Annotated in this window: 29 protein-coding genes and 1 pseudogene; 14 read left to right on the plus strand and 16 right to left on the minus strand. The window is 52.6% G+C overall.

The window, feature by feature from the left end; all coding sequences use genetic code 11:
* Positions 1-216 precede the first annotated feature (216 nt).
* The 9 genes from U2W12_RS01280 to U2W12_RS01320 all read right to left on the minus strand — a co-directional run bounded on the left by U2W12_RS01280 (position 217) and on the right by U2W12_RS01320 (position 5,541).
* Positions 217-354, minus strand: coding sequence for a hypothetical protein (locus tag U2W12_RS01280; RefSeq protein ID WP_326498863.1), 138 nt, complete (start codon positions 352-354; stop codon positions 217-219).
* Positions 355-375: 21 nt separating this feature from the next.
* Positions 376-654 carry an alkaline phosphatase gene (locus U2W12_RS01285; RefSeq protein WP_326498864.1) on the minus strand — a complete coding sequence of 93 codons (279 nt, stop codon included), beginning with the start codon at positions 652-654 and terminating at the stop codon, positions 376-378.
* The gene (locus U2W12_RS01290) at positions 593-847 is read right to left on the minus strand and encodes a hypothetical protein (protein ID WP_326498865.1); all 255 of its coding nucleotides are present in this window, start codon (positions 845-847) and stop codon (positions 593-595) included. Before U2W12_RS01290 ends, U2W12_RS01285 begins: the two co-directional genes overlap by 62 nt.
* Before the next feature lie 82 nt (positions 848-929).
* Complete coding sequence (locus U2W12_RS01295) at positions 930-1,568, minus strand: DUF599 domain-containing protein (protein ID WP_326498866.1); 639 nt, start codon at positions 1,566-1,568, stop codon at positions 930-932.
* 127 nt (positions 1,569-1,695) lie between these two features.
* Complete coding sequence (locus U2W12_RS01300) at positions 1,696-2,898, minus strand: DUF1343 domain-containing protein (protein WP_326498867.1); 1,203 nt, start codon at positions 2,896-2,898, stop codon at positions 1,696-1,698.
* A 69-nt stretch (positions 2,899-2,967) separates the two neighbouring features.
* The gene (locus U2W12_RS01305; protein WP_326498868.1) at positions 2,968-3,504 is read right to left on the minus strand and encodes a DOMON-like domain-containing protein; all 537 of its coding nucleotides are present in this window, start codon (positions 3,502-3,504) and stop codon (positions 2,968-2,970) included.
* A 43-nt stretch (positions 3,505-3,547) separates the two neighbouring features.
* Entirely contained in the window at positions 3,548-4,054 is a 507-nt protein-coding gene (locus U2W12_RS01310) for a TPM domain-containing protein (RefSeq protein WP_326498869.1), read from the minus strand.
* Entirely contained in the window at positions 4,048-4,932 is an 885-nt protein-coding gene (locus tag U2W12_RS01315; RefSeq protein WP_326498870.1) for a YgcG family protein, read from the minus strand. The genes U2W12_RS01310 and U2W12_RS01315 overlap by 7 nt, the downstream gene beginning before the upstream one ends.
* Before the next feature lie 3 nt (positions 4,933-4,935).
* Positions 4,936-5,541 carry a LemA family protein gene (locus tag U2W12_RS01320; protein ID WP_326498871.1) on the minus strand — a complete coding sequence of 202 codons (606 nt, stop codon included), beginning with the start codon at positions 5,539-5,541 and terminating at the stop codon, positions 4,936-4,938.
* Positions 5,542-5,800: 259 nt separating this feature from the next.
* On the opposite strand from U2W12_RS01320, the gene U2W12_RS01325 reads away from it, so the two are divergent.
* Entirely contained in the window at positions 5,801-6,631 is an 831-nt protein-coding gene (locus U2W12_RS01325; protein WP_326498872.1) for a quinoprotein dehydrogenase-associated SoxYZ-like carrier, read from the plus strand.
* Here U2W12_RS01325 and U2W12_RS01330 read toward each other — a convergent pair whose 3' ends face one another.
* Complete coding sequence (locus U2W12_RS01330) at positions 6,632-7,420, minus strand: hypothetical protein (RefSeq protein WP_326498873.1); 789 nt, start codon at positions 7,418-7,420, stop codon at positions 6,632-6,634.
* 282 nt (positions 7,421-7,702) lie between these two features.
* On the minus strand, positions 7,703-8,104 hold the full coding sequence (locus U2W12_RS01335; RefSeq protein ID WP_326498874.1) for a hypothetical protein: 402 nt from the start codon (positions 8,102-8,104) through the stop codon (positions 7,703-7,705).
* 168 nt (positions 8,105-8,272) lie between these two features.
* On the opposite strand from U2W12_RS01335, the gene U2W12_RS01340 reads away from it, so the two are divergent.
* The 9 genes from U2W12_RS01340 to U2W12_RS01380 all read left to right on the plus strand — a co-directional run bounded on the left by U2W12_RS01340 (position 8,273) and on the right by U2W12_RS01380 (position 15,872).
* Positions 8,273-9,016 (plus strand): beta-ketoacyl synthase chain length factor, encoded by a 744-nt coding sequence (locus U2W12_RS01340; protein WP_326498875.1) that lies wholly within the window; start codon positions 8,273-8,275, stop codon positions 9,014-9,016.
* Positions 9,001-9,798 carry a lysophospholipid acyltransferase family protein gene (locus U2W12_RS01345; RefSeq protein WP_326498876.1) on the plus strand — a complete coding sequence of 266 codons (798 nt, stop codon included), beginning with the start codon at positions 9,001-9,003 and terminating at the stop codon, positions 9,796-9,798. Before U2W12_RS01340 ends, U2W12_RS01345 begins: the two co-directional genes overlap by 16 nt.
* Positions 9,779-10,036: a phosphopantetheine-binding protein gene (locus U2W12_RS01350; protein WP_326498890.1), complete on the plus strand. Its 258-nt coding sequence runs from the start codon at positions 9,779-9,781 to the stop codon at positions 10,034-10,036. Before U2W12_RS01345 ends, U2W12_RS01350 begins: the two co-directional genes overlap by 20 nt.
* Positions 10,037-10,043: 7 nt before the next feature.
* A complete protein-coding gene (locus tag U2W12_RS01355) occupies positions 10,044-10,292 on the plus strand; it encodes an acyl carrier protein (RefSeq protein ID WP_326498891.1) in 249 nt (82 codons plus the stop codon).
* A gap of 36 nt (positions 10,293-10,328) precedes the next feature.
* The gene (locus U2W12_RS01360) at positions 10,329-10,880 is read left to right on the plus strand and encodes a hypothetical protein (protein ID WP_326498877.1); all 552 of its coding nucleotides are present in this window, start codon (positions 10,329-10,331) and stop codon (positions 10,878-10,880) included.
* The gene (locus tag U2W12_RS01365; protein ID WP_326498878.1) at positions 10,870-12,576 is read left to right on the plus strand and encodes an AMP-binding protein; all 1,707 of its coding nucleotides are present in this window, start codon (positions 10,870-10,872) and stop codon (positions 12,574-12,576) included. Before U2W12_RS01360 ends, U2W12_RS01365 begins: the two co-directional genes overlap by 11 nt.
* The gene (locus U2W12_RS01370; RefSeq protein WP_326498879.1) at positions 12,573-13,307 is read left to right on the plus strand and encodes a glycosyltransferase family 2 protein; all 735 of its coding nucleotides are present in this window, start codon (positions 12,573-12,575) and stop codon (positions 13,305-13,307) included. The genes U2W12_RS01365 and U2W12_RS01370 overlap by 4 nt, the downstream gene beginning before the upstream one ends.
* A complete protein-coding gene (locus U2W12_RS01375; RefSeq protein WP_326498880.1) occupies positions 13,304-14,230 on the plus strand; it encodes a hypothetical protein in 927 nt (308 codons plus the stop codon). The genes U2W12_RS01370 and U2W12_RS01375 overlap by 4 nt, the downstream gene beginning before the upstream one ends.
* A gap of 94 nt (positions 14,231-14,324) precedes the next feature.
* Positions 14,325-15,872: an aromatic amino acid ammonia-lyase gene (locus tag U2W12_RS01380; protein ID WP_326498881.1), complete on the plus strand. Its 1,548-nt coding sequence runs from the start codon at positions 14,325-14,327 to the stop codon at positions 15,870-15,872.
* Positions 15,873-15,905: 33 nt separating this feature from the next.
* Here the strand turns inward: U2W12_RS01380 and U2W12_RS01385 are convergent, their stop codons facing one another.
* From U2W12_RS01385 to fae, 5 genes are read right to left on the minus strand one after another with little or no spacing between them, the layout of a single operon-like run.
* Positions 15,906-16,505, minus strand: a complete 600-nt coding sequence (locus tag U2W12_RS01385; RefSeq protein WP_326498882.1) for a PqiC family protein — start codon at positions 16,503-16,505, stop codon at positions 15,906-15,908.
* Positions 16,498-18,078: an MlaD family protein gene (locus U2W12_RS01390; protein WP_326498883.1), complete on the minus strand. Its 1,581-nt coding sequence runs from the start codon at positions 18,076-18,078 to the stop codon at positions 16,498-16,500. Before U2W12_RS01390 ends, U2W12_RS01385 begins: the two co-directional genes overlap by 8 nt.
* Entirely contained in the window at positions 18,078-18,692 is a 615-nt protein-coding gene (locus U2W12_RS01395) for a paraquat-inducible protein A (protein ID WP_326498884.1), read from the minus strand. Before U2W12_RS01395 ends, U2W12_RS01390 begins: the two co-directional genes overlap by 1 nt.
* The gene (locus U2W12_RS01400) at positions 18,689-19,318 is read right to left on the minus strand and encodes a paraquat-inducible protein A (protein ID WP_326498885.1); all 630 of its coding nucleotides are present in this window, start codon (positions 19,316-19,318) and stop codon (positions 18,689-18,691) included. Before U2W12_RS01400 ends, U2W12_RS01395 begins: the two co-directional genes overlap by 4 nt.
* A gap of 15 nt (positions 19,319-19,333) precedes the next feature.
* Positions 19,334-19,885 carry a formaldehyde-activating enzyme gene (fae, locus tag U2W12_RS01405; protein ID WP_326498886.1) on the minus strand — a complete coding sequence of 184 codons (552 nt, stop codon included), beginning with the start codon at positions 19,883-19,885 and terminating at the stop codon, positions 19,334-19,336.
* A gap of 811 nt (positions 19,886-20,696) precedes the next feature.
* Between fae and U2W12_RS01410 the strand changes: the two genes are divergently transcribed.
* The 4 genes and pseudogenes from U2W12_RS01410 (at position 20,697) to U2W12_RS01425 (ending at position 26,450) form a co-directional block, all read left to right on the plus strand.
* Positions 20,697-21,215, plus strand: coding sequence for a chemotaxis protein CheW (locus U2W12_RS01410; RefSeq protein ID WP_326498887.1), 519 nt, complete (start codon positions 20,697-20,699; stop codon positions 21,213-21,215).
* Between the two features lie 265 nt (positions 21,216-21,480).
* Complete coding sequence (locus U2W12_RS01415) at positions 21,481-22,188, plus strand: ATP/GTP-binding protein (RefSeq protein ID WP_326498888.1); 708 nt, start codon at positions 21,481-21,483, stop codon at positions 22,186-22,188.
* Positions 22,189-22,663: 475 nt separating this feature from the next.
* Positions 22,664-24,493: an LTA synthase family protein gene (locus U2W12_RS01420; protein ID WP_326498889.1), complete on the plus strand. Its 1,830-nt coding sequence runs from the start codon at positions 22,664-22,666 to the stop codon at positions 24,491-24,493.
* A 1,122-nt stretch (positions 24,494-25,615) separates the two neighbouring features.
* Positions 25,616-26,450 (plus strand): annotated as a pseudogene (locus U2W12_RS01425) (IS5 family transposase).
* Positions 26,451-26,880 lie beyond the last annotated feature (430 nt).

Raw genomic sequence — 26,880 nt, forward strand, 5'->3', positions numbered from 1 at the left:
TTTGGAACTGAAAGCCGCCTTTAGGCGGCTATTGAACTGGGGCCGCGTTAGCGACCCCACGTACCGCTTTGAGCGGTTCACAACATAAAGCCCCCGGCTTTGCCGGGGGATATTTACTATACCTGATTCTTGAGGCTACCCGAAAAAAAGATGATCTATCCAAAAAGCATTTTCGGTAAACGAATTTTTTTGTTGATACAGATAGAGTTGTAGAAATTACCAGTTTAGAAACAGCGCTCTGGAGAGCTGTTCGACCGACCAGGTAACCAGTAGGCTAAACGCCGACAAGCCGAGCGCAGAGTAGAGAAGATTGATACGGATATCCTGCCAAGGATTGCGTTTCGTAGTTTGCATGACAATGATTCCTGTCGAGTTTCAGAAAATTTCATTGTGCTGCGCTTTCGTTACAGTTTCGCGACGGTTCGATGACAGTTGCATGAACCTTGTCTGAGCCGACACCAGAACGGCCGCTTTACCCCAGCGTTTGGCTTTTTCGATGATGATTTCCGCGAGACGACCGTCCGCATCCAGGCCGACCATTTCGGTTTTGGCGAATTTGCCGGTCGCGAGTTGCGTCGCGGACGCCGGCGAATCAGTGACCGATGCACCGTCGGGATAGGTCAGCAAAATGCCTATGCTCCCTGAGTATGCCATGCGGCGCCTGCCTGGCGTAGGAAAGCAGCAAATCGACCTGTTGCGGCCCCATGCCGTCGCCGATGATCATGATCGCGTTTTTGATCTCCGTGCGTGCATGGCTTTTTGGGGTCAGCGTCGAACAACCGAGCAGCAAGAGGACGGCGAGTCCCAATAAAACGGCTTTCGATAACAGAGACGACTTGTTTTTCATCGGTTTTTAGCAAAATCGATGATTCTAGCTTACTCCGCAGGACATCATGTTAAGGGGCGATGACTTGAATAGCCATGGTTGACTAAGGCGCGCGGTCCAGTTTGTAAAACGCTGCGATTAGAATCCACGTCGCCAAAACCAGGGAATAGGGCCCGAAAAACCAAAGAACCAGGGGCAGGCTGAAAAAAAAGCTGCGGGTGCCGTAAGTATAATAAGCGCCGGCCCGGTTCAAATAGGCGCAGACTTGCTGATAGGAAACGCCGGCTTCGGGCGATCCTCCCAGAAGGTTGATCATGTAGCCGACATGATTGAAGTAACGTATCGCCATCGTAAAACAGTAGAAGGCGATAAAAAAATCGAATAGCAGCAGGCCGAGTTTGATCAGCCATAATTCGCCCGCCATGCTTTCGGCGGCCATGCCGGGCTGCCAGGCATAGGCCCATTTTTCGATCTTGTCGCTTAAATTCAGCGTGCCGATGATCAGCAGCACCGACGTCGAGGCCATGAAATTGGCGGCCATCACCGAATTGCGCAAGGTTTGCACGGCCAGAATGTCCATTTTGCCGTTCTTGGCGACCATGTCGACCCAGGCTTCGCGCATCTTCCGGTTGAAACGATGCACGCTGAAGTCGGGGTCGCGACGGGTGCGCCAGCGTAAAAAAAGATAGTAGAGCAGTATCAACGAACTGCTGGCGGCGAAAGCGAGCAAATCAATCGGCATCGAAAATCGCATGGGCGGTAAGTTTCCCGGTGAAGACTGAGCCAGTATACGCCGTAGGGCGTTTTTTGGCGATGCAACGGCGTGCCGTCCCAGGCGTTGGATGGGGATACCCGACGTTGATCCGAGTTTAATAGAGGAGAAACGGCAGGCGGTCGTCCAGCCAGGCTTTTTCATCCAAATTAGCCAGTTTGTCCAGATCGTCGGTGTCCGCCTGCGCATCATCGACCCATTCGCGAAGTAATGGCGAACCGTTGATCACGTCGATCGCCAGCCTACTCTGTTCGTATTCGTACGGAAAGTCGCGCCATAACGGATAATCTGGCCGCAAGCGGCGCAGCGCTTTGAATGCAAGCGCCTGCAGTCGCCACGGGCGGAACGCGTGATGATCATAGCTTGGGTCTTCGACATGAATCTGTACGCCGGCGCACAAATGTCCGGCATGTTTGTGAAAAGTCGGCTCGAACCAGCATTCACGCAAACGGCAGCCTACGAGCCATGCCGGCGCGATCGCCTGCATCGTGGCGATCAGCTTGCGTGCATCGAGGCCGGGCGCGCCGAATAACTCGAGCGGTCGCGTCGTGCCGCGGCCTTCGGACAGCGTGGTGCCTTCGAGCATCACGGTGCCGGCATAACAGCGCGCCATGGATAGATTCGGCGCATTCGGACTTGGATTGATCCAGGCTCGTTCGCCGAGCGGCCAGCCGTAACCCGGCGCAGCGTCAGGGTCCCACCCTTCCATCGTGATCACCTGGCAATCGACGTTGAGATTGAGTTTGGCGATAAACCAGCGCGTCATCTCTCCCATCGTCAGACCGTGTCGCATCGGCATCGGCCCCGCGCCGACGAAACTTTCCCAGCCGAGGCGAAGAGTCAATCCTTCGATCGGCCGGCCTACAGGATTTGGGCGGTCGAGTATCCAGACCGATTTTTGGTGTTGCGCCGCCGCTTCGAGCACATAAAGCAGTGTGGTAATGAAGGTATAAATCCGGCAGCCCAAATCCTGCAAATCGACCAGCAGGACATCGAACGAGTCCATCATCGCTTCTGTCGGGCGGCGCACTTCGCCATACAAACTGAATACCGGTATGCGATGGATGGGATCGATGAAGTCGGGCGATTCGATCATATTGTCCTGCTTGTCGCCGCGCAGACCGTGCTGCGGGCCGAAGGCGGCGCTGAGTTTCAGGTCGGGCAGCGGGGCGAGCGCATCCAGGCTGTGCGTCAAGTCCTGCGTGACCGAGGCCGGATGGGCTAGTAGGGCAATGCGTTTGCCCGTCAACGGTGCGCGCAGGCGGGAGTCTTCAAGTAAACGGTCAATGCCAAATTTCATGGGCGAGTGAATGCGGAGAGTGTGTGATCGAAAAAAATGCTTAGCGAAAGGGGGTGAAGCTTATCAGGTTTATAGCGGACACACAAAACCCGTGCGCTCGTGAAAATCGGGCCTTTCGCTGGGATGATGCAAGGCCCAATAGGACAGGGCGCCTCCCACCGATTCGATGACCGCGCTCACCCCTAATTGAAGAGCATGTTCGTTGCTTTCAAACAGTAGTTCGGCGTCCGCGATTCGAGCGGTAAGCATTGATTCGTTTCGAGTTTGCGTTAGCTCTATGATGGGCGGCCGGCTTATCGTCCACGGCATACGCGTCCGGTAGCCGCTGAAAGCATAGGCTGCCCACTGGCCTGAAGGTGAAAAGTTAAATTCATAATAGGCAGGCGTGTCGGTTCGGGCGACAAAGAGTTCAAAACAGGTATGCTGCCACAACCCATCGGTTGCGATGGCCGGTTTGGGTTCAGGAATGAGAATCTTGGTTAGGTCGCCGGTCAACCGATAGCACAGCTTGATTGGGCCTCCTGGGCAGCGTTCGAGTTCGAATTGCAAGGAATGTACGGCTGGACAGGGGGTATCGATGTGACAGTGCAGATTTTTTTTCAGCATGGGTGTGTGTTGTTTCGAGACCCGTGATGTCAATCCGGACGGGTTAATCCTTGATAACGACCGGTCGGTCCGGCAGTTCGTTGGGGTTCAGCGAATCGGCAGGAAAATGCGTGGTAAGAAGTTTGGTGATGCATTCGATGCCTGCCTGCACGCCTTCGCGGAAATCGCCGCGTTGAAAGGCTTGCTGCATTGATGAGGCAATCGCGTCCCATTCGGTTTGTGCAACGCGTCTGGCGATGCCGCGATCCGCGACGATATGAACCTCCCGGTCGGCCAGCAGCAGATAAATCAGTACGCCGCTGTTTTCTTCGGTGTCCCAGATGCGTAAATCGGCAAAAACTTGCTGCGCCCGGTTGGCGGGGGTTCTACCGCGCCACACGTGCATGGGCGGCAACGAGTTTTCGACCACAAAACGCAGTTCGCCCCGGTGCTTGCGTTCGGATTGACTGATCGCCTCTTCGATGGCCGTCAGCGTTGCCGAAGGAAAGGCGGTGCGCCAACGCCAGGGTGGCATAAACAGATGTTTGAGCCAGCGTTTGATGTTTACCATGATCCGGATGCGCCTCCGCCGCCGAAACCGCCACCGCCGCCGCCCCATGAACCTCCGCCGCCGCTGTGGTAACCGCCGCCGCTGGACCAGCCGCTGTACCGGTTGCCGCCGATAATCATGAAGAATACCAGGATGCCCAAAAATATCGCAAAGCCCAAGCCGAAGAACAATGCCGCGACTGCGGTACTGCCGAAGCCTGCGATCAGTCCTGCCATGGGACGTCCGAGCATCAGGGAGAGGATGAAGCCGACGATCAGGCCGGCAGCCAGGAGGAACAGAAAGGTCGATTCCGATGGTGCTTTCTCGGTGCTTTCCTGTGGCGCTGGCAAAGCCTCGCCCTTGATTAGCGCCATAATTTGTGTTACCCCGGCGTCTATGCCGGCCGCGAAATCGCCTTGCTTGAAGTAAGGCGTAATGGTTTCGGCAATGATGCGTTTGGCGACGGCGTCAGGAATCACGCCTTCGAGTCCGTAGCCGACTTCAAGCCGTAGCCGGCGGTCGTTCTTGGCTACGATCATAATCACGCCGTCGTCGATTTTTTTCCGGCCGATTTTCCAGGCTTCCGCAACCCTGATCCCGTAGGCGGCGATATCTTCGGGTTGCGTGGTGGCGATGATCAGCACGGCGATCTGGCTGCCTTTTTCTTGTTCGAACGCGGCCAGCCTGTTTTCGAGTGTGTTCGTCTGTATGGCAGTGAGTGTGCCGGTCAGGTCGCTCACACGCTTGGACAAATCGGGTATCGCAAGTTGCGCCGAAACAATATCGATGAACAGCAGCAGAATCAGTCCGAAAATGGCCTTAAGAGTGGATCGATCTTTCCGGCAATTCGTGCCGCGCTGTCGGCTTAACGTCAAGGGACCGGCGATATGTATTAGCATTTTTTATTGGCTGGGCGCAGGCGTCGGCACGCCGAAATCGACTTTGGGCGGTTCGGATACGGCTTGTTCGTTTTCAACCGTGAAGCTGGGCTTGGTTTTGTAACCGAATAGCATAGCCGTGAGGTTGGACGGGAAAGAACGCACGATTACGTTGTAGTTCTTTACGGTGCCAATGTAACGGTTGCGCGCGACCGTGATGCGATTTTCAGTACCTTCCAATTGCGCCTGTAAATCGCGAAACAAGCCGTCGGCCTTGAGCTGCGGATAGTTTTCGGCCACTGCAAGGAGGCGCGATATAGCGTTGGTCATCTGCCCCTGAGCCGCAACGAATTTTTTGAATGCCTCTTCATCGTTGACCAGTTCGGGCGTAGCCTGTATCGCGCCGACGCGTGCCCGCGCTTCGGTGACTTCGGTCAAGACATCCTTTTCGTGAGCTGCATAGCCTTTGACGACATTGACCAGATTAGGTACCAGATCGGCGCGGCGCTTGTACTGGTTAAGCACTTCCGCCCAGCCGGCCTTCACGTTTTCATCGCTAACCTGAAGATCGTTATAGCCGCAGCCGGACAGGATGCTGGTCAACAGCAGGGCGATTATCCATTTGTACATTTCAACCTCGCAGTTATTGTTTTGACGATGGGCTTGCGGCGATCGGATTGGGTTATATTTGAGCCGTGTTTCATTATAGGGCGCTCGAGACAGCAGTTTCAATAGTCCGGTCAAAATTGCCGATCTCAATCTGTAAGGCTGATGGCTGAATAAGAGACTGATTTGCAGTAAACGGCATGAACGGGTGTTGTATAGGGTTGCCCTTGTTTTTCGCTGGGCTCATAATGAGACGATTACTCAATAATCGGGTTAACCAAAAATGAATATAACTAAATTTCTGTACGTTATGCTGGTGTTATTCATGTTGCCGTGGGCGGCCTTTGCCGAGGGCGACGAAAACGAATGGAACACCGTGCTGAAGAATCAATATTTTGCCGGAAAATCAATCGCGGAAGGCAATGATGTCATTGAACTGGAAGCGCCTTACCGGGCCGAGGATCCGGCGCTGGTGCCCTTGAAAATCGTCAGTAAAATTCCGCAGACTCAGGATAGTTATATCAAAAAGATCCTGGTGCTGGTCGATAAAAATCCGTTACCTTTTGTCGGCGAGTTTGAGTTGACACCCTACAGCGGCAAGGCCGATTTGGCGATGCGAATACGGGTTAATACTTACAGCTTCATCCGGGCAATTGCAGAACTGAACGACGGCAGGCTGGTGATGACGAAAAAATACGTGAAGGCCAGCGGCGGTTGCTCCGCGCCGATCGGCGCGGATCTCGATGCCTCGATGAAGCGGCTCGGCAAAATGAAATTCAGGCTGGATGACGGCATCAAAACGGCCGAACCGAATCTGGTGCAATTATTGATCAGCCATCCGAACATTACCGGCATGCAGATGGATCAGATGACGCGTTTCGTGAAGAAATCGCATTTCATCGAACAACTGAAAGTCACTTTCAACGGCAAGCCGGTGTTGACCGCGAAGACCGATATTGCGATCAGTTCGGACCCGAATTTCCGCTTTTATTTCGTGCCGCAAGCTCCTGGGACCTTGAAAGCGGAAATCAGCGATACCTCTTGCGAAAGCCCGACCGCGCGGGATGCCTGTGTGAAGGGTTCGACGTATAGCGAAACTTATGAGGTGAAGTGATCACCGCCTGTACTTGAGCGGGACCGACGCGAAGTTGTAAGCGCTTAATTCTTCGTGATCGCAATAGACGTTCATCATCGGCGTGGACATATTAAAGAGTGTTTTTGCCACATGCATGCCGAGATTCAGGCGGTACTCATCGGTTTCGTTAAAGACGGTGACGATCATTCCCGGCGAGAACCGCTTGTTCAGTTCCTTAAACAATGTGGCCAAGGTCAGATTATAATTCGGATGCGGCCCGTCCTTGACGACGAGCGGTTCCTTGTAGGGGCCCTGAATCACATAGGCGACTCTGTCCGCCTCTCGTTCCTCCGAACAGGGGGCAGTGTCCACGCACCGAATCAGCCGTGTATCCGCTGCCTCGACTTGGTCGAAGAGATACGGCATTTTTTTATAAATGGCGTGCAGTTCCGTTGACGCCTGGTTACGCAGGGAACTTTTATACATCACGCAAATGTCTTGATCCTTAAGGTAATTACGGCGGACAATTTCGGCGTAGTGATCAGGCAGCCTGTAATTTTGTTTGAACGCGTCGCGCCCCTCCTGATTGATTGCAAGATCATTGATCCACAACACCAGGCGGCAGTTTTTAGACAGTCTATGCGCACGGCGCACCAAATCCGCCCCGGCTTCGAACGATAGGGATTCGGCGAGTCCGGGAATCGATGTTTCGTTAAGGTCAGGCCCCACGCTGTAATGGCCGGCTACGATCAGAGACGATTTTACGCAATCAAAAATATTCAGCATTTCGAGAAAGCCGTTCTTGGTATGGGTGGTTGAACGATGCATATCTCTGTCCCCATAATAAAGGCCCGAAGGCTGGGTAAGCCGGTTTAGTATTTCTGTCATAATCAAAGGATCAAGATGGAACGATTGGATTTTAGTTACAGCATAAAGAAGCTTGATTATGGTGTCAGTGAATTAGTTCTCTAGATCTTTGTGAAATAATTCACTTTTTTGATAGCGCTTTTGATGACTCGGGCAGGTTAGACGGCGTATGTCGCTTGATCTTGGGCGGTGCAGAATCATCGGGCGCAATAGGCTAAAACCTATTGCGCCCGAGGAGGGACGTTATTTCACAAAACATTGCCTCTCGGCATACGCTTCTGCATCCTTCAGTTCCTTGCGCAAGTCCTTCGATTGCTTCGGATCTCGGAAAACCCCGCCGGCCTCACCGGGTGTGCTGCGCAGATAGTTGAAGGTTTTGGCCGCCTCGAAATCGGCGAAAGACATTTTTTCTGCAATCTTGTCGATCTTGCAGCCGCAGGCGTATTGCGTGATGTAGGTCAGGCCGCCGTGTTGAGCGACGCAGTTCAGCACATATTCGACGCGGTCGCGGGTCGGGAAGTCGTTGATCCGCGGCGCGGGCGCGGCTTCTGCGGCTTTCGTTTCGGGCGCGGTGGAGGCGCAGCCGTTCAATAACGCCAGCAAGACGATGCCGGCAAAGGAAGATGCGGTTTGTGTGATGTTCATTGATCGGTTTCTCTGTTACCCAAAAGTTGCGATGGTCTAGTTTACCATTTACGCAGATGAATTTGCCAAAATGCGCGCGGCGCGCGTTTATGGTATAAACGCGCCTTTGATTGAAATTTTTCGCCGTGTTTCTTGTGCCCGACCTCTGCCTGGTTTTTCCGACGAATCATGTCCTCTGTCTATAAGGTTGCCGATTTTGTGCTGAGCGACTGGAGCATCTGCGCGCCGGGTCTGCACGGCAGGGAAGGCTGGGGCGGCTTTCGGACCGGCGCGCGGGAAATCGACAATGCTTTGCCTAAAATACCCGATTTCATCCCGAAGCTGCAGCAGCGCCGTTTGAGCCCATTGGCCAGATTAGTTTTCAATGCGATCGATCAGTGCCTGAATCCCGGAGAAACCTTGCCGACAGTCTTCAGCTCCGCGCATGGCGAGGTCGGAAAAGCGCTCGAAATGCTGCAAATGATTCAGGCTGGCGAGGAACTGTCGCCGACCGTGTTTAGTTTGTCCGTCCATAATGCGATAGCGGGGCTGTATTCGATTGTCTACCACAATCAACAGGAAATCACGGTAATGGCGCCTGGGCTCGATGGCCTCGCGCCGGCTTTCCTGGAGGCGCTCGGTCTGTTGCAGGAAGGCGCGGGGCAGGTGCTCGTGGTGCTGTACGACGAGCCGATCGCCGAATTTTATCCTCTCGCTCCGTTCAAATTGAATGCCGAATTTCCTTGCGCCCTGGCACTTCGTCTATCCTTGGATGGGGCGGGCATGGCGCTACGTTTGCGCCGCGCGCCGGAATGCCGGGATGACCGCGAGCAGCCGCTGCAATTGCCGCCGTTTATCGACTTTCTGCTCGGCGACAGCACGGAGTCCGGTTTGATTTTTGAGGGGCGCGGTTGGCGATGGGAAAAAATTTAATCTACAAGCTGGACTATCTCTGGCGCCTTTTCGGCACCGCGGTCAGTTTTACGGCCTTCGGCGTCGGTGGATTTCTGCTCTGGGTGCTGGTATTCCCCCTCTTGTCGGTCTTGCCCGGCAGCCGCCGGGAGCGGATCAAACGCGGCCAGCATGTGGTGCATTACAGCTTTTATGCGTTCATCGGCCTGATGCACCGGATCGGCATCATGACTTATGAGATCGTCGGGCTTGAAAAATTGAACCGGCCCGGCCAATTGATCATCGCGAATCATCCGACGCTGGTCGATATCGTGTTCCTGATCAGCCGGGTCAGCGAAGCCAGTTGCATCGTGAAGGCCTCGCTCTGGCGCAATCCGGCCATGCGCGGGCCGATTTTGAATGCAGGCTATATCAGCAACGGCGATCCCGAACAGATGATCGAAGAATGCGTGGACTGGCTGCGCGCGGGCGGCTCGATGATCATTTTTCCGGAAGGCACCCGTTCGGTGCCCGGCAAGCCTTACCGCTTTCAGCGCGGGGCCGCCGCGATCGCCTTGCAGGCCGGAAAAATCGTCACGCCGGTCACGCTGTCCTGCTATCCGAGCACCTTGACCAAGGCCGAGTCCTGGTACAGCATTCCTTACCGTCGGCGTTTTCATCTCGCGATGCATGTCGGCGAGGACATCCCGCTGGAACCGTTTCAGCAGCTTGAACCCAAATCGATCGCGGTGCGCCGTTTGAATCAGTTTTTACAGGATTATTTTACCGAACAGAGAGAAATCTATCAGAACCATGGAAAATGAATTGAAACAATTGATCATCGAGACGCTGGACCTGGAGGATATAGGCGTCGATGACATCGACAGCGATGCGGCGCTGTTCAACGAAGGGCTCGGGCTCGATTCGATCGACGCGCTCGAACTGGGCCTTGCGATCCGAAAAAAATATAATGTTAAAATCAATGCCGAAAAAGAAGACGTGGCGCTTATCTTCGCCTCGATTTCCGCCTTGGCCCACTATATTGAATCCGCGCGCAGTTGAGGAAATGATGGAAAATCGTGAACAAATTTTGGCGGCCATTCAGGAATTGATGGTCGAGATGTTTGAACTGGACAAAGACGACATTACGCTGGAGGCGCGGCTATATCAAGACCTCGATTTCGACAGCATTGATGCGGTCGATATGATCGTCAGGCTGAAGGAAATGACCGGCAAGGCTGTCAAGCCGGAGGATTTCAAAACGGCCCGCACGATCGGCGATGTGGTCGAGGCGGTTTATAAGATGGTCAATGCATAGGGGAAAGCTCCAAGGCGAGAGGTGAAACAAGATTGCATGCGTCCATTGATCAACATCGTCATAGGTTTTTTGACTATCGCCTATCCCTTCGCGGTCTATTTCGGCATCCAGTATTTCGAACCGTGGAAAATCGCCGCAGTGTTGATCGGCTTGTTGGTGATCAGACAGGCTTTCGGTGGCGTCAAGGCGCTAGGCAGTCGGCTGATAGTGATCGCCGGTATGATCTTTTGCGCGCTCGCGATCTGGCGCAACGATCCGATTACCCTGCGATTTTATCCGGTCATGATGAATGGCGCGTTGCTGACGCTGTTTGCCTGGAGTCTGTTCCATCCGCCGACCGTGATCGAACGTCTGGCCCGCCTGCGTCATCCGGACCTGCCGCCTTCGGGCGTCGCTTATACGCGGCGTGTGACCCAGGTCTGGTGCGGCTTTTTCATGGTGAACGGCGGCATCGCGTTGGCGACTGCATTATGGAGCAGTTTCGAAATCTGGAGTTTATACAATGGCCTGATAGCTTATCTACTGATGGGCACTTTGTTTGGCGGCGAATACCTGGTGCGGATCAGAACGCAAAAGCATGCGGGATAACTTGATTTTGCTGTCAACGTGCGGCATCGAAGCGATGCAGGACCCGGTGCCGATCGCACGCCATCAGGGGATACTGTATCGGCGTGATCAATTCGCTAAGGCGGTCTGCACTTGGGCGCATACATTGCGTAGAGAACCCGATCGGCGTTATGCGTTATATACGCAGGATGCCTATCCGTTTACGGTACTGTTGTTCGCGCTGCTGCATGCAGGCAAGGAAGTCTGGATTTCCGGCAACAGTCTGCCCGAAACCGCGCGGCAACTGCGTCTTGAACGATGTCGGCTGCTCGGCGACTGGCCGGATGATCCTTTCGATGCTGATTTACTGATGACGGAAGGCTCGGTTAGCCGTCTTACGGCTCTCGATATGGATGTTCCCTGCATCGTCCTGTTTACCTCGGGTTCCTCGGGGCCGCCGAAAGCGGTGCCGAAAACCCTGCGCCAATTGCAGGCCGAAATTGATACACTGGAAAGTCTTTGGGGAGGATTGCTGGGAGATGCGTGCATTGCGGGCACGGTCAGTCATCAGCATATCTATGGCTTGTTGTTCAGGATGTTATGGCCGCTGTCGGCGAGGCGCTGTTTCCATAGCCCAATGTTTTTGAGCCCCGAAGCGCTCTTGGCTGATGGCGATGCCGCCAAGACTTGCTGGATCGCGAGTCCCGGCCATCTGAAGCGACTCGACGAGCAATCGCCCTGGCAGGGTATCGCCGGCCTTGCGGCGATTTTTAGCTCAGGCGGCCCTTTGCCTGCGGAGGCGGCCCGGCAAATCTTCACTGCCAGCGGCCGCACGGTGATCGAAGTTTACGGCAGCACCGAAACCGGCGGCATTGCCTGGCGGCAGGCGTCCGGGCAAGTCGACGCGCCGTGGCAGCCGTTTGCGGATATCCGAATCCAATGGATAGCCGACAGGCCCCATCTCTATTCGCCTTATTTGACCGCTCAGGACGGCCTGCCGTTGGATGATCGTCTGACCCAACTGAACGACGGCCGCTTTCTGCTGCACGGAAGGCAGGATCGTATCGTCAAGATCGAAGAGAAAAGGTTGTCGCTGACCGCCCTGGAGCAGCGTCTTCAGGATACGCACTGGATTGCCGAAGCCTATGCGTTCGTGCTGGCCCGCCACCGGGATGTGGTTGCGATCGCGGCGGTCTTGAACGATAGTGGCTCGGCACAGCTTCAGGAGCAGGGTAGAAACGCTTTGATCAAACAACTGCGTAGCGTCCTTGCCGACAGTTTCGATGCGGTGACGCTGCCCAGAAAATGGCTGTTCGTGAACTCAATTCCTTTGACTACGCAAGGCAAAGTGAAACAGGAACTTTTGACCTCATTGATGAATACCGATACCCGGAGCCTCCCGAGAGTGCTGGCCGCCGAAACCGATGTGGCCTGCGTGCGCCTCAGGATCAAAGTGCCGAAGGAGCTCGGTTATTTTCCGGATCATTTTCCGAAATTTCCGTTATTGCCGGGGGTCGTTCAGATCGGCTGGGCGGAGCATTTCGGCAAGATTTTTTTTCCGATCACGGCGCCTTTTTCGCACATGGAAGTGATCAAATTCGGAAAGATGATCCGTCCGGATGACGAACTCGAATTGAGCCTGGAATGGCGCGAAGCTTCCGGAAAACTGGTTTTTCAATATCGCAAGGGAGCCGAGGCCTACAGTTCCGGGCGCCTGGTCTATGGAGCCGAGTCTTGAAAACCTGCATCATCATCCCCGTTTATAACCACGAACAGGCACTGCCGAGCGTGGTTGCGGCGATCAAACCCTTCGGCTTGCAGGTATTTTTGATCGACGACGGCAGTTCTAAGGTTTGCCACGAGGCGCTTGAAGAGTTCGCCCGTCGGGAAGCCGATTGGCTGACGTTGATCGTCCGCGCCGAAAACGGCGGCAAGGGCGCGGCGGTGCTCGACGGCTTCCGGGCGGCGATTGCGCAAGGCTTTACCCATGCCTTGCAGATCGATGCGGATGGCCAGCATCGAATCGACGACATCCCGCGCTTTTTGGACGCGAGCCGGCAGCATCCGGAGGCTTTGATCGCGGGTTTTCCGGTCTTCGGCAAGGAGGCGCCGCTTAGCCGCCAGTACGGACGCCAGTTCACGAATCTCTGGGTCTGGATCAATACGCTGTCGTTCGCGATCGGCGATGCGATGTGCGGCTTCAGGCTGTACCCGCTGGTCGCGGTCGAACGGCTCTGCGCTTACGTCCGGATCAGCCGGCGCATGGATTTCGATATCGACATCATCGTCAGATTGTACTGGCGGGGCGTGCGGGTGATCAATCTGCCGACCCGGGTCAGTTATCCGTTGGTCGGCATCTCGCATTTTCGGCTGTGGCAGGACAATCTGATGATCTCGAAAATCCATGCGCGGTTGTTTTTCGGCATGCTGGCACGCCTGCCTCGCCTGATTCTGAGGCATTGGCAGTGACAAAACCGCACTGGGCCGAGATGGGCGAATACAGCGTGGTCTGGGGCATGCGCCTTTTGCTTGGGATTTACCGCCTCGGCGGGCGTCCTATTGTGCAGTTTTTTTTGTATCCGGTGGTCGCTTACTACTGGCTGGTGAACCGGCGGGGCAGAGACGCGAGCCGCGATTATCTGCACCGTGTTGCAGGGTTTTCAGCAGATTTCCAACTGAGCGGCGGTAGGCTCGACAGCTTTCGCCATTTCATGGCCTTCGCGGAAGCGATTCTCGACAAACTGGCGGCCTGGGCAGGCATGATTTCGCCTGGCGATGTCGAATACCGGGGCCGGGAATCGGTGCTCGAGCGCCTAAGACAGGGGCAGGGCGTGTTGCTTCTGGGGTCGCATCTAGGCAATCTGGAGGTCTGTCGGATGATCGCGAGTCTAAATAAAAACATCAGGGTTAATGTGCTCGTGCATACCCGGCATGCCGAAAAATTCAGCGAACTGTTGAGCCGCTATAACAGTGCCAGCCAGCTGAATCTGATTCAGGTCACCGAAATCAGCGCGGCGACCTCGATTCGGCTGGCGGACAAGATCGATCAGGGCGAAATCGTGATCGTCGCGGCGGACCGGACCCCGGTGAGCAATCAAGATCGTGTCGCGGAAGCCGATTTTTTAGGCGCCAAGGCGTTGTTTCCGGAAGGTCCGTTCATTTTGGCGGCGTTGTTGAAATGTCCGGTTTTTACGGTATTTTGCCTGAAGAGACGCGGCAAGTATGTCATTTATTTCGACCCTTTCAGCGACGGTCTCAAATTGCCGAGAAAGCAGCGCGAGCAGGCATTGCAGGAAACAATCCAGCGCTACGCGAACCGTTTGCAGGCCTATTGTCTGCAGGAGCCGTTGCAATGGTTTAATTTTTACCCGTTTTGGCACAAGGAATCATGAAGTTGTTATACCGATTAGCGGGCGATTCGCTTGTTGCTCTTGCAGGCTGGGTCTACTGGATAAAAACGGCGGCGATGGCCTTGGAGTTGCCTCGATGAACGATGACTTAATCAGAAAAACCGTCATTTTTGATGGCCAGCCGCTCAGTATCGAAGACATCGGCCGGATTGCGCACAGGCAGGCATTCGCCGAATTGAGCTGGGCGCCCGCCTTCGTCGAGCGTATCGATAAAGGCGCGCGCTTCATCGAGACACTGTTAAATGAGCAAGGCTTCGTCTATGGCGTGACGACCGGCTTCGGAGATTCCTGCACCGTGCAGATTCCGCTCGAATGGGTCAACGAACTTTCAAGGCATCTCTATACCTTCCACGGCTGCGGCCTCGGCGAGCATTTCAGCGACGAGGAAACCCGCGCGATCCTGGCCGTGCGTCTGAACAGCCTCGCGCAAGGCTACTCAGGAGTCCGCTACCTGCTGTTGCAGCGTCTGGCCGCCCTGCTTGCACACGACATTCTGCCGTTAATTCCGAAGGAAGGCTCGGTCGGCGCGAGCGGCGATTTGACACCGCTGTCGTATGTCGCGGCGGTCTTGGCCGGCGAGCGCGAGGTGTTGTATCAGGGCGAGCGCCGCTCTGCCGGCGAGGTCTTTGCAAAGCTTGGCATCGAGCCTTTGGAGTTGAAACCGAAGGAAGGCCTCGCGATTATGAACGGCACCGCTGCAATGACCGGCGTGGCCTGTCTGGCTTATCAAAGGGCCGAGTACCTGGCGCGCCTGGCGACCCGGATCACCAGCCTCGCCTCGATCGCATTGACGGGCAATGCCTATCATTACGATGAAAAACTGTTCACGGTCAAACCGCATCCCGGTCAAAATCGGGTGGCCGGTCGCATCCGCGCCGATCTGCAATTGACCGAGTCCGCGCCGCGCCATGATACCCGCCTGCAGGACCGCTACTCATTGCGCTGCGCCCCGCATGTGATCGGCGTGCTCGAGGACGCGCTGCCCTGGCTGCGCCAGTTTATCGAAAACGAACTGAACAGCGCGAACGACAATCCGATCATAGACGCGGAAGGCGAACACGTGCTGCACGGCGGCCATTTCTACGGCGGCCATATCGCCTTCGCGATGGACAGTATGAAAACCGCGGTCGCCAATCTGGCCGACCTGTTGGACCGGCAAATGGCGCAGTTGATGGACCCGAAATTCAATCACGGTCTGCCGGCTAACCTGTCCGGCGCGACCGGCCCCGCCGCCGGCCTGAACCACGGCTTCAAGGCCGTGCAGATCGCGGTTTCGGCCTGGACCGCCGAAGCGCTTAAATTGACCATGCCCGCCAGCGTCTTTTCGCGCTCGACCGAATGCCACAACCAGGATAAAGTCAGCATGGGCACGATCGCGGCCCGGGATTGCATCCGCATCATCGAACTGACCGAACAGGCCGCCGCCGCTATGCTGCTGGCGGCGGTGCAGGGTGTGGAGCTCAGAGGCGGCCTAGAGGCGTTGAGTCCTGCTATCGTCCGCACGCTGCAACAGGTGCGCGAACGGAGCCCGTTTTTGAGCGAAGATAGAAGCCTCGAGAAGGAATTGCGCTTGATGGTGGCGTCGATACGAGACCAGGGCTTGCTTTTATACGGAACTGGGTAAGGACGGGAGCAATTCATTCCGTTCCGCATCATGCTAAGAGGTTAGAGAAGCCAGGCTGCCGGCTAGCTGCTTGCTGAATTCTTCTAGGGTTTCGCTCAATGCCTTGACCGTATCGGTATGGCCACTACCGGCCTGATGGCGGTCAATCTTGGCGTGGCCGTGCTTAAGTAGGCGATGGCTTTTATCGTCCATGATCGACCAGTTTACCCGTAGTTCGGCGGTTTGCGCGGCGTTCGTTTCGAAGCGCGCGATGTCGATGATCACATGAAAATCCATGTCGCCGTAGGCGCTCCACGGATAGGCCTTGATGATGTCGTTAGGCAGCAGAACGGACAGATTTTGCGCCAGCGTTTCGGTTATCGACTCCTTTAACGGCGCGGCCCACTGGTGGAATTCGCTCGATGTGATGCTGTTGTCGCCGGTGCGGGTGATGATCTGCTTACGTTCGAGCAGCGCCGGCACGGTGACCGGGCCGACGCCGATCAGCCGTTTCGGGGCTTCGGCTGGAGAGAATTGCGCAGGAAGGCTTAAGGCGTTCAGCACATAGAAATGCGTTTCCGGCGTCGACGCGCAGGCGCTCAGCAGGCAAGCGGCAAGAAGATTTAAACGGTATAAGCACATCATCTTATTCATCGCCTTTGCCTCTAAGTAGCGCTTCGGGGTGTTGTTCCAGATAGTCGGTCAGTTGCTTGACCGAATTGGCCGATTGATTCAATTCCAGCAGCAGTTTGTCAATCTCATGGCGTGTGGTCGAGCCCGGTTCGAGCGAGCGTAGCAGCTGGTCGGCCGATTGCAGCGATTTATCGGCGCTGCCGATCGTTTGCCTGGCGCCGGCCAGCATGCCGTTGGCCGCCTTCGATGTGACTTGCAGTGATTTCAGGGTGTTATTCATTTCGATGGTCAATTCATTGAGCGGCAGTTTGGCGATCTTGTCCATGATCGTCTGCGCCGAATGCGTGAACTGATCGAGCGAGCTCGGGATGGTCGGGAACTCTTGATAAGGGCTGTTGTTTGAGTGCAAGGTGACTTTGCTGTGCGGATGAAAATCGAGATCGACCAAGAGTTGGCCAGTCAACAGACTGCCGGTTTGCAGTTGCGCGCGCAGGCCCTTGCTGATCAGGCGTGACATCATGTCCTTGTTGCTGATGTTTGGCTGCTTGTTGATTTCCTTGATCCGGTCCGGTTCCAGGTCAACCGTGACCGGAATTCGGATGTCCGCAGTCTTTGCGTCCAGTTCTAAGCTGATGCCGGTGACCGTTCCGATCGGTATCCCGCGCAACTGCACCGGCGCGCCTTCGGTCAGGCCGCGCACCGAGCCGTTGAAATACATCACATATTTCAGTGTGTTACGGTATTCTATCTGGGTTGATTGCTCGTAGTTATCGTACAGATGGAACATCGTATATTCCGGTTTGACGTCCTTTATCGTATCTTCCGGTGGCGTGCGGAACGCAATGCCGCCGCTCAACATCGAGACCAGTGGGCCGGTCCTAACCTTGAATCCGTCCGCGCCGGCGGATAAATCGATGCCGCTATCTTTCCAGAAGCGGGTGTTTTTGCGCACGAATTGATCGTACGGGGCCTTGATGAAGATGACAAGACGAATAGAGTCGGCATTGACGGAGAGTTCCTGAGTCAACACTTCGCCAACCGGAATGCCGTGGAAATTGATCTGCGTACGGGGGGCGAGCGCACCGAGGTTTGTCGTTTCGAGCACGAATTGCCGGCCTTTGGCTTCGGTCTTCAGCACCGGCGCGGCGGGCAGGCCGGTGAAATGATGCTGATGCGAACCGTCGCCGGGTTTGACTTCGATATACGCGCCGGAAATCAGCGTATTCAGTCCCGAGATGCCGGCCAGGCCGACTTGCGGACGCACAACCCAGAAGCTGGTGTTTTGGTTCAGATAATTTTCCGCTGTGCGGTGCATCTGGGCGGTCACCTGGATTGTTTTCGAATCCTGATTGATGTTGATGTCGGTGACCTTGCCGATTTCGACATCCAGATAACGGATTTTGGTCTTATCGATTTCGAGTCCCTCGGCGGTCGGAAAATCGATCGTGATCACCGGTCCTTTTTCGGAGGCCGATTTGAAAATCAGCCAGCCGCTGACGATGAACGCGCAAATCGGCAGCAGCCAGACCAGCGGCAGTTCGGGCTTCTTGTTCAGTGAGGCATCTTCGGTTTCGTAAGCAAATTCGTCGTTCATCAAACGTTTTGATTATCCCATATCAGGCGGGGGTCGAAATTTTTGGCTGCAAACAGCGTGATCACTACGACCGAGGCAAACGCGGTCGCGGCGGGGCCGGCAAGGACTTGCGCGATACCGCCGAGATCGACCAATGAAATCAAGATCGAAATCATGAAAATGTCCAGCATCGACCAGCGGCCGACAAAAGCAATGATCCGATACAACTGCGTCCAGCGGCGCGCGTTGACCTGCCAGCGGTAAAACACGCACAACCACAGCAGAGACAGGCCGACCAGTTTCAGCAGCGGGACCAGAATGCTGGCGATGAATACCAGAATTGCGATCGGGAGCATATCGCCTTCGATCAGGGTCAGAATGCCGCCGAGGATCGTATGTGCCTCGCCGGCGCCGAATCGGGTGACGGTCATGATCGGAAAAATATTGGCCGGAATATACAGCGCATAACCGCAGAGTAAAAACGCCAGCGTGCGTTGCAGGCTGTTCGGGATGCGCGCATGCAGCTGGCTGCCACAGACGGGGCAGGGCCGCGATGCCGCACCGCGCTTCGTCAAGGCGCCGCAATCGCCGCAGCGGATCAATCCTTGGCGCAACGCGCCGGGCAGCGCCTTCATACCGGTTTCCTGCGCAAGGCGTCGATGCGTTGCCAGAACAACATGGAATCGAGGCTACCGGCCAATGTGACTGCGACCAGCAGCAAACCGACAAACGCATACAGGCCTAGGCCGAAGCGTAGATCGGCCATCGACGACAATTTGACGCAAGCGACGATGATGCCGAGTGTATAAACTTCCAGCATCGCCCATTCGCCGAGATGTTGCAGCCAGCGCATCCAGTGCGCCAGATAACGATTCGGGCGATTCAAATAAAGATGCGCGCTAATCGTTAGAGTCAGCAGGATATTCACGAGCGGAAACAGCGTGCTGGACAGAAACACCAACGTTGCGACCGCCCACATGTGCTCGGCATACAAGGCTGTGACGCCCGACAACAGAATGCCGTCTTTGGTATTGCCGAGAAATTTGATGCCGAGCAGCGGCAGGCAATTGGCTGGAATGAACAGCAACAGGCCGGTGATCGACAATGCAAGACTGCGTTCGATGCTGTTTTTTTGCGCGCGCTGCAACAGAAAGCCGCAGCGCGGGCAATGCGCCTTGTCGCCGGTATCGAGCGTCGCCGGTTTTAGCAGTGCATCGCACTCCGGGCAGGCTTCTAGTTGCAGTTTAGGCTGGATGCGCATCGGCGATCACCCATGTTACCACTGCGATTCGCCGGTTTCCGGATCGTACATCTCATGGAAAATCTTATGTCGATTCGCTTTCAATTCCTCGATAGTCGGCGAATTGCTCATCGCGCGTGAGATAGCCAGTTTCATCGCTTCGTAATTGGTGCGGTACAGATCTTTCCGGTCCAGATCGGGATTGGTCGCGCATTCCGGCGCGATCCAAATCATCGCGATAATACACAGATCGTTGACCTGGTCAGCCGGCAGTACGCCGTCGATAACGCTGTCCAGCACCGCATCGGCGATGGCCGATTGCACCGGGCCGCCAAGTAGGTTCACATAAGCCGATGATTTAATGGTTACTTTCGGTACCATCAAGGTAGCCGGGCGTACCTGTTGATTGCAGGCGCGAATCGCGAACATCCGGGTGTGCCCTTCGGTTTGTCCCATCAAATTTGCGAACGCATGGCCGGCAGGTCCTTGCACATGGCCGATCAGAATTTCGGGCATCGCGTCGGTGCCTTGACCTTCACTCGAAAATACGGTGGCTTCGCCGGTTCTAAACCAAATTTTATCTGACATAATAAATCCGCTAAGTTGAGCTGATAAACGCTCATTCTATGACGGATGGGGGAGGGCGGCAACATGGGATGAATTAATGGTCGATTTTTCTTTTTCGAAAAAAAGTAGTGCCGACGACTTCATAAAATGATCGTCTGCCATGTCCCAATTCAGCATGTTTCCAGCATACGGAGGAATTGCTTTTTGCAAAACTTGGTCGGGTAGGCAGCTTTATCGTTTGCCGCACTAATCCGGCCAAAAACGACGGAAAGTTCTTACCGCACTTGATTAGTGCGCAAAGTTGAAAAGGGCACGGAAATAATAAAACTTCGGAAATTTTATGCATAAATATATTTAATGCTAATTAATTTCTATATATAAAAATCATATACTTAAATAGCAAAATTAAAATTATTTTGAGATAAATAATGATGGCATGATAATTGCGCTTATTTTGTGTTGATATTTGTCTTTCGTTTGATGAGGCGTTGGATGGATTGGATAATCGTGTGATTAATCTATTATTTTTACAAATACAAAATATTATTTATTTCTAATGCATAGTCTAGTGAATTTTATAAGGAAAAAAGTTTTGTTTTTTTGTTTTTCTGGTTTTCATATTTATTTCATGTATTTGTAATAATTATTTTTGATAATAAAATGATTTTTTGCCATATAAAGAATTATAAAATATGCTAGAATTTTTCTGCAATAGTAAATTACAGCTATGCGGTCTGCTACGCCTTAAGATTAAATCCAGGCATGGTAAGCAGTATTAATCCGCTAAGGCTCTAATTGAAAAGTTTTGATATTTCTATCTGGAGTAGTTTTTATGTATGCACAATATGGAACCGTTGAAGAGGGCAAAATTGCAAGTTCAACAATGTCTTTAAAGAGAGAAGAAATGGCTTTCGGTATTTGTATTGGCCGAATTGGATTTCTCGGGGCTTCTTCGCTTTATAAGCCAGTCACCGATAATATCTCAATCAAACGCCTGCCCAATTCTACTCCATGGGTAAGCGGTCTATTGAATTTGCATGGAAATCAGGTTCCGGTTTTCGATTTGCACGAGGTGTTAAGCGAAGAGTTGGTAGACCCGGATAATCGACGGCTTTATGTGATTGGCAAGGGGAGTAACTTGGCTGCTTTATGGATAGACGGGGATCCGGAGGTCAAACGTGGTGAGTTGTTTCAGCCCGTTAAGGAACTGGCAGAACTGTCGTTGATTGGACAATGCGAAGGCTCTGGCAGTTTTAAGCAAGACGGCCAGATTTGGTTCAAAATCGACTTTGATGAATTGTTTAACGCATTAGGGCGGGACCAACTCTTGCCACGAGAAGTTGGCGATTGACCAGAGCATAAAGGCCGAATAGAAATATTATGCTGTATGACGGCTCTGTTTAAGCGCTAATGTAGCGTCAGCGTGTCGTAACGTATTTGGATGGAGACTTTCATAATTTATAAAGGCTTAATCGTATTTTTGCTTATTTACAAGACGCAATAGAATTGATGGTTAAATCTAATTAAAAATAATCAGGTTTCAAATTAAATCAATTTAAATTTGTTTGGTATTTCAATAAATTGAAAGTAATAGTTTTGAGAAAAGAGAGAGATTCATGAGCATAAATAATATCGCATTAATTCAAGAAATAGCTGCCAAAGCAGAGTCTTTAAACGTTCCCTTTGATAGGTCAGAGTCTAACCACATCAGTATAATAGGTAAACAGGATAAATTCATTTCTCTTGCTGACGCAGCAAATAAGCAAGAGCCTCTGGAAAAAAGCGAGCTTAAAGTTGTTGTGGCGGGTAACGTCGGTTCTGGTAAATCTACCTCCATAAAGGCAATTAGCGAAATACCTGTTATTTCTACCGAGACAAAAGCAACTGAATCCGTTGCCCTGCACAGAAAAGAAACCACTACAACAGCTATAGATTATGGGGTCGCCTATATCGCCAATACAAAAATCCATATTTATGGTACGCCAGGACAAAGACGTTTTGATTTTATGGCTGATATTTTGTGTAAAGGCGCCAGCGGCATGGTTGTAATGATTGACAATGGGTGCCAAAATCCATTGACAGAAATTGATTATTACTTAAATAGATATGGTGGTTTTTTGCAAAGTTCTTCGGGAGTAATAGCGATCACCCATTTTGATGATAATCACACACAAACCAGTTTATTAGATTATCATACCTATATCTTAAAAAATGGCTTTACATGTCCTGTTATGTTGTTGGATGCCAGGAATAAACATGAAGTTGAAAAAATATTGCTTAAATTGCTCTTGCAAATCAGAAGCTTCAGGAAGGGTAAAAAATAATCAATGATTTTCGTGTTCTTGATCGGTTGCAAAAGCCAGTGTTTGGATATCTTCAATATTTTTTAATTCCGGTAAATTAAGTACTTCCGACGATAGGTTTATGGGTAAATACGGCATTCCATTCTACATGTGTCATCAATATATAAGCAATATATCACCAATAATTAACTATACCGGCGATTCTGTAGCCTTCTAAGAAACCTTTTTGCAATATTCTCGGGCAGCTTGCCGAAGGAAAATTTGCCTATGCGTGCGACATTCACTAGTTCCTGATTGGCTTGATTGTAACTACGCGGCTTGGCTTCAATTCGCGCTAAATGGGCTCGGCGGATAATGGCAGAATCGCTGATAGGACTGTCCGATTATGGCATAGGATGTCGATAATCTTACCAAAAGGATGTGATAAGATGGCGCGTTCATTTTTCATTCAGCCCTATGGCTCGATACTTTCATATCAGTCATTTTTTGCCCAGCCATGCCGTATAAATATTTAGCGCCGCTATTTTCAACCATCTTTCTTTATTTGATGTTTTACCTGATCGGCACGTTCAAGTTTGATGTGCAGATCGAAGCGGTGGCAATTCCTTACGACTTTTTGTTGCAATTATTCGTGGCTTATATGCTGTTTGCCTGGTCGCGGCGGATATGGATATTTTGGGTTTTGCAAACCTTGTTGACTGGCGTTTTGTACATCGGCAACGCGGTTAAAATTTCGTTTTTCGGCGGTCCTATCATGCCGGACGATATTTTTGCGCTACGTTCCCTGCTGTTGATTTTGGAAGGCTGGCGCTTTTTCGCGGCGGCGATTCCGTTGGCGGCGATTGGCAGTTTGTTCCTGTTCAATTTTACGATGCGGCACTGGAGCGCTTATCTGGCCAGCGTGGCGGCAATTCTGATCGGCATGACGATCATTTATCAGCCGGCAATGATCGTGGAACCGCTCGATAAGCATTTTGGCAATTCGGTTTGGGACCAGCGTTCGAATTATCTTTGGCATGGCGCGACGATGTACAGCCTGCAGGAAGGTGCGCGCTATTTCCTGATCGCCGACGTGCCGCCGGACATGGACGAAGCGCGGGAGTCCGCGCAGAATTTGCTGTCCGCGCAACCACCTGTGGATCATGCTGGTAAAATATTCACGCCGCGCAATGTGCACCTGGTGCTGCTCGAATCGTTCTGGGATCCGAACAGCCTGAAAAAAGCGCGCTATAAACAGAATCCACTGGCCCCGGATTTCAGGAAGCTCTGGAAAAACGCCGATTATGCGCATGCCATGGCGCCGGTGTTCGGCGGATTTACCGCCAATTCCGAATTTGAAGTACTGTGCGGTTTTCCGGTCGTAAAAGACAATGTCAAATTCGAGCGCCAATTATTGAATGATGTGCCGTGCCTGCCGCACATTCTGGCAGAAAAGGGTTATAAAACTACCGCTTCGCATCCAAACGTGCCGGTATTTTGGAATCGGGTCAATGCATATGAACGGATGGGCTTCCAAACCTATTGGTCACTCGCCGATTTCGTGCAGGACGACATGAATCGGGAGTTTTTGTCCGATGTTTCGCTCTATCGGCAAGTGCTGGACAAAATCAAGCCAAGTCTCGAATCCAAACAGCCGATTTTCGATTACATCGTGACTTATTTTGGTCATTGGAATTATCCGCTCAGCGAGAGCCGTCCGAGTAAAGTCTCCTCTCCATCGCCGGTGGAGGAGGTCACAACCTACGCAAATACCGTATATTACAAATCGCGGGAGTTGATGGGTTTCATCGCTGACATCCAGAAACGCGACCCGGACAGCATTATCGTCCTATTCGGGGATCATCTACCGTTTTTAGGCGAGAACTTTGGAGGCTATGTCGATTCGGGCGTGCTGGCCACGAACCGCAGCGAATTTACACCGGAGATGTTCAAGTTTTATGTCAGTACGCCAATGCTGATTTTGGATGGCCGGAAAGGGGCTGTCAAAGTCGGCAGCCTGCCCTTATATCAGGTGCCAGGGCTGATTCTGAAGCTGTTGAACTATGACGAACCGGTTATAATGGATTATACGCAACCGGTTCAAGGTATGCGCATCCGTCCGCTGCCGGGAATGCATTTCGATTTGCTCGGCGACGGCAAGATCGAGGTTTGCAAGGAACCGCCTTATAGCAAAACCTGCCAACAGTCGGCGGAATGGCTTCGCAATGTCAATATCGTCAGTAATGATCTGTTCATCGGTCGGCAGGTAACTCGACCCGAACATCCGCCGCAGACGACCGAGCAGGAGTTTGTCGGCCCACCTGAAAAAGCCGGGGTGTATAATTAATCGGTCCTGCTGCGGGGTGCGCGATTACCCCCCAATGCCGACGCACGCCGCGTCACATCGGTCAGGCGGTAGGTGCCCCCATCTTACCTCTGCCTTTTGGGGTGAGTAATCGTGGGACTAAACACGTATCAAGTACGCCGATGGAATGCTTGGTATTATAACAGGACGTTGATCATGTTGAGCTCCTTGTTCCTCCCCAAGCAAAAGCAGACGGATTGTCGGCAATGTCTACTGTTGCCACTCAACGATTTGGTCGCCGCGTTGGAGCACCTGTTGCCGTGCCGCTAGCTCAATGCCGCCGATTTGGCGGCCATTATCGATAAGCGCCATCGCTTACGGCAACAGGCCAAGGAGTCTCATGCTAGACGGTGCCAGGTGGGGCAAGAAGGAATCTGACAAAGTAGAATTAAGCTGTATAGTTAAAGTACACTACTGAATTCTGAGGCAAAAATTTATTATTAGGGTTGCGCATTCCCAAGGTGTTCGCTAAAATCGGTAAATATTTATTCTTAAGCATTTCGTAAGGTTATGGCAAAGTCCTGCATCAGATAAATCATTCATCGCACTCTTGATTTGCCTGTGGCAGTAACATTATGCATGTTCATCATCTAGCGCTTTGGTTGTAATTGTTAGCTATTTATGCAGTTAATTTAGACGACTGTCTCTTGGGGCATATGAAGGATGAATGCAATGCCAGGGTAGTTTGGTTTATGGCTAGGTCTGAAAGTTGGTAAATGGTTCGTCAAGAGAGGTGTTGAAACGGTTAAGTGTTTTGCCTGCAGACCGATACCGTTAGATTGCGGAGAGGGCTTGCTTTACCGGTTGAGTGTTAATGACTGATCACTTGCGATTTGATGGGGTTTGAAATTGACTGACTGATATTGCATGCTCGAAAGTGGAGATTGGCTACTAATCCTTGTTGTTAAAATTTTTAGAAACAATATGTTAGCCATTTATTTTAATATAAAATAAATGGCTAACATGCTAGGGGGCATTTCTTTGAATGCTGATTCACGAGAGGGCTTTGAAGATGTCAAGTGCGATTTAGAGCCTATCCCAGTAGGAACCTTAACCCGACAAGTAACCTCTTATACGGATAAAGTTGTTGAAGAGGTATTCCGTATGGGTTTAGCGATAAAAGACGATGGCTGGCGGCTTTCGGAGGCGTTGCGGGCACGGCCGGAGCCCTTGCTGCCGCCGCGTAAACCGCATCCTTGAGGTTGCCATAACCGCCGGATGCCGGACCGGCAGGCGATGAATGCGATTCTGTTCGTGTTGCGGGCCGGTTGCCAAGAGAATGCGTTGAATGCCACCGGCATTTGTTTCAGTAGTCCGGCGCATCGCCGCTTTCTGGAGTGGACCGAGGCCTGCGCCTTCCAGGCTTTCTGGCGGGAAGGCGCTGTTGGCGTATGGCGACCTGAAGGGTTTGGATTGGTCGTGGCTGTCGATGGATGGGGCGATGACCAAAGCTCCATTAGATAGGGCCGAGAAAAGTTGGGCGCAACCCCTCCGATCGCGGTAAGCAAGGCGTCAAGCGCAGTCTATTGACCGAAGCGGCGGGGCTGCCTCAGTCTGATGATTGACGGCGCCAATCGGCATGATATGAAATTGGAGCGGAGCACCGTGGAGGCGATTGTCGTCCCGCGGCCCGAGCCTATGCCCAAACAGCCGCAAGGACTCTGCCTGGACGAAGGGTATGATTATGACGAAGTGCGTGAACTGGCGGAGGTATTCGGTTATACGGCGTATATCCGGGCACGCGGCGAGGAAGCCGGGACAATCAAGCCGGAAGCAGGCTTCAAGGCGCGGCGGTGGGTCGTGGAGCGCGCGCATAGCTGGATGAATCGGTTCCGTCGGATTCTGGTCTGCTGGGAAAACGGGCCGAGTCTTATTTTGTTATGGCTCCACCCTAGCCTGCGGCATCATCACCTGGCGAGCTACGGGCCTACCGGGGTAGACTCTTAGTACCAAAGTACAGTATGCAACTGTTTTTTTTTGTGAAATAATTTACACATGAGTTCAAATTAAGCTTAATTTAATAAACTCATGATGCAAGATGTACAACAGGAATCGTTAATGAAGAAAACCAGCGTGGTACAATAAGGTCTTAAAAAGTTCTTCTGTATTGTTTTCTGTCGGACCCAATCAGTGCGGCATTACAAAACGGAGCATATCTGTTGACTTATTGCTAAACGGTTAACGTGGGAAAAGCATTGCGCTCACTCCAAGAAAAAGGGCGATAAAAGCCGTTACAGCTGCAAAAATTACATAGAGCCTGCTCAGAAAGTCTTAATGAACAATAAAATCTATCGGTTTCGGCGTAAGTTATTGATATAAAGTGATTCTGAGGCAAATTTACTACATTGCGGCTCTGGCAAATTCAAATA

The organism is Methylomicrobium sp. Wu6 (assembly GCF_035916875.1).
Classification (GTDB): domain Bacteria; phylum Pseudomonadota; class Gammaproteobacteria; order Methylococcales; family Methylomonadaceae; genus Methylomicrobium.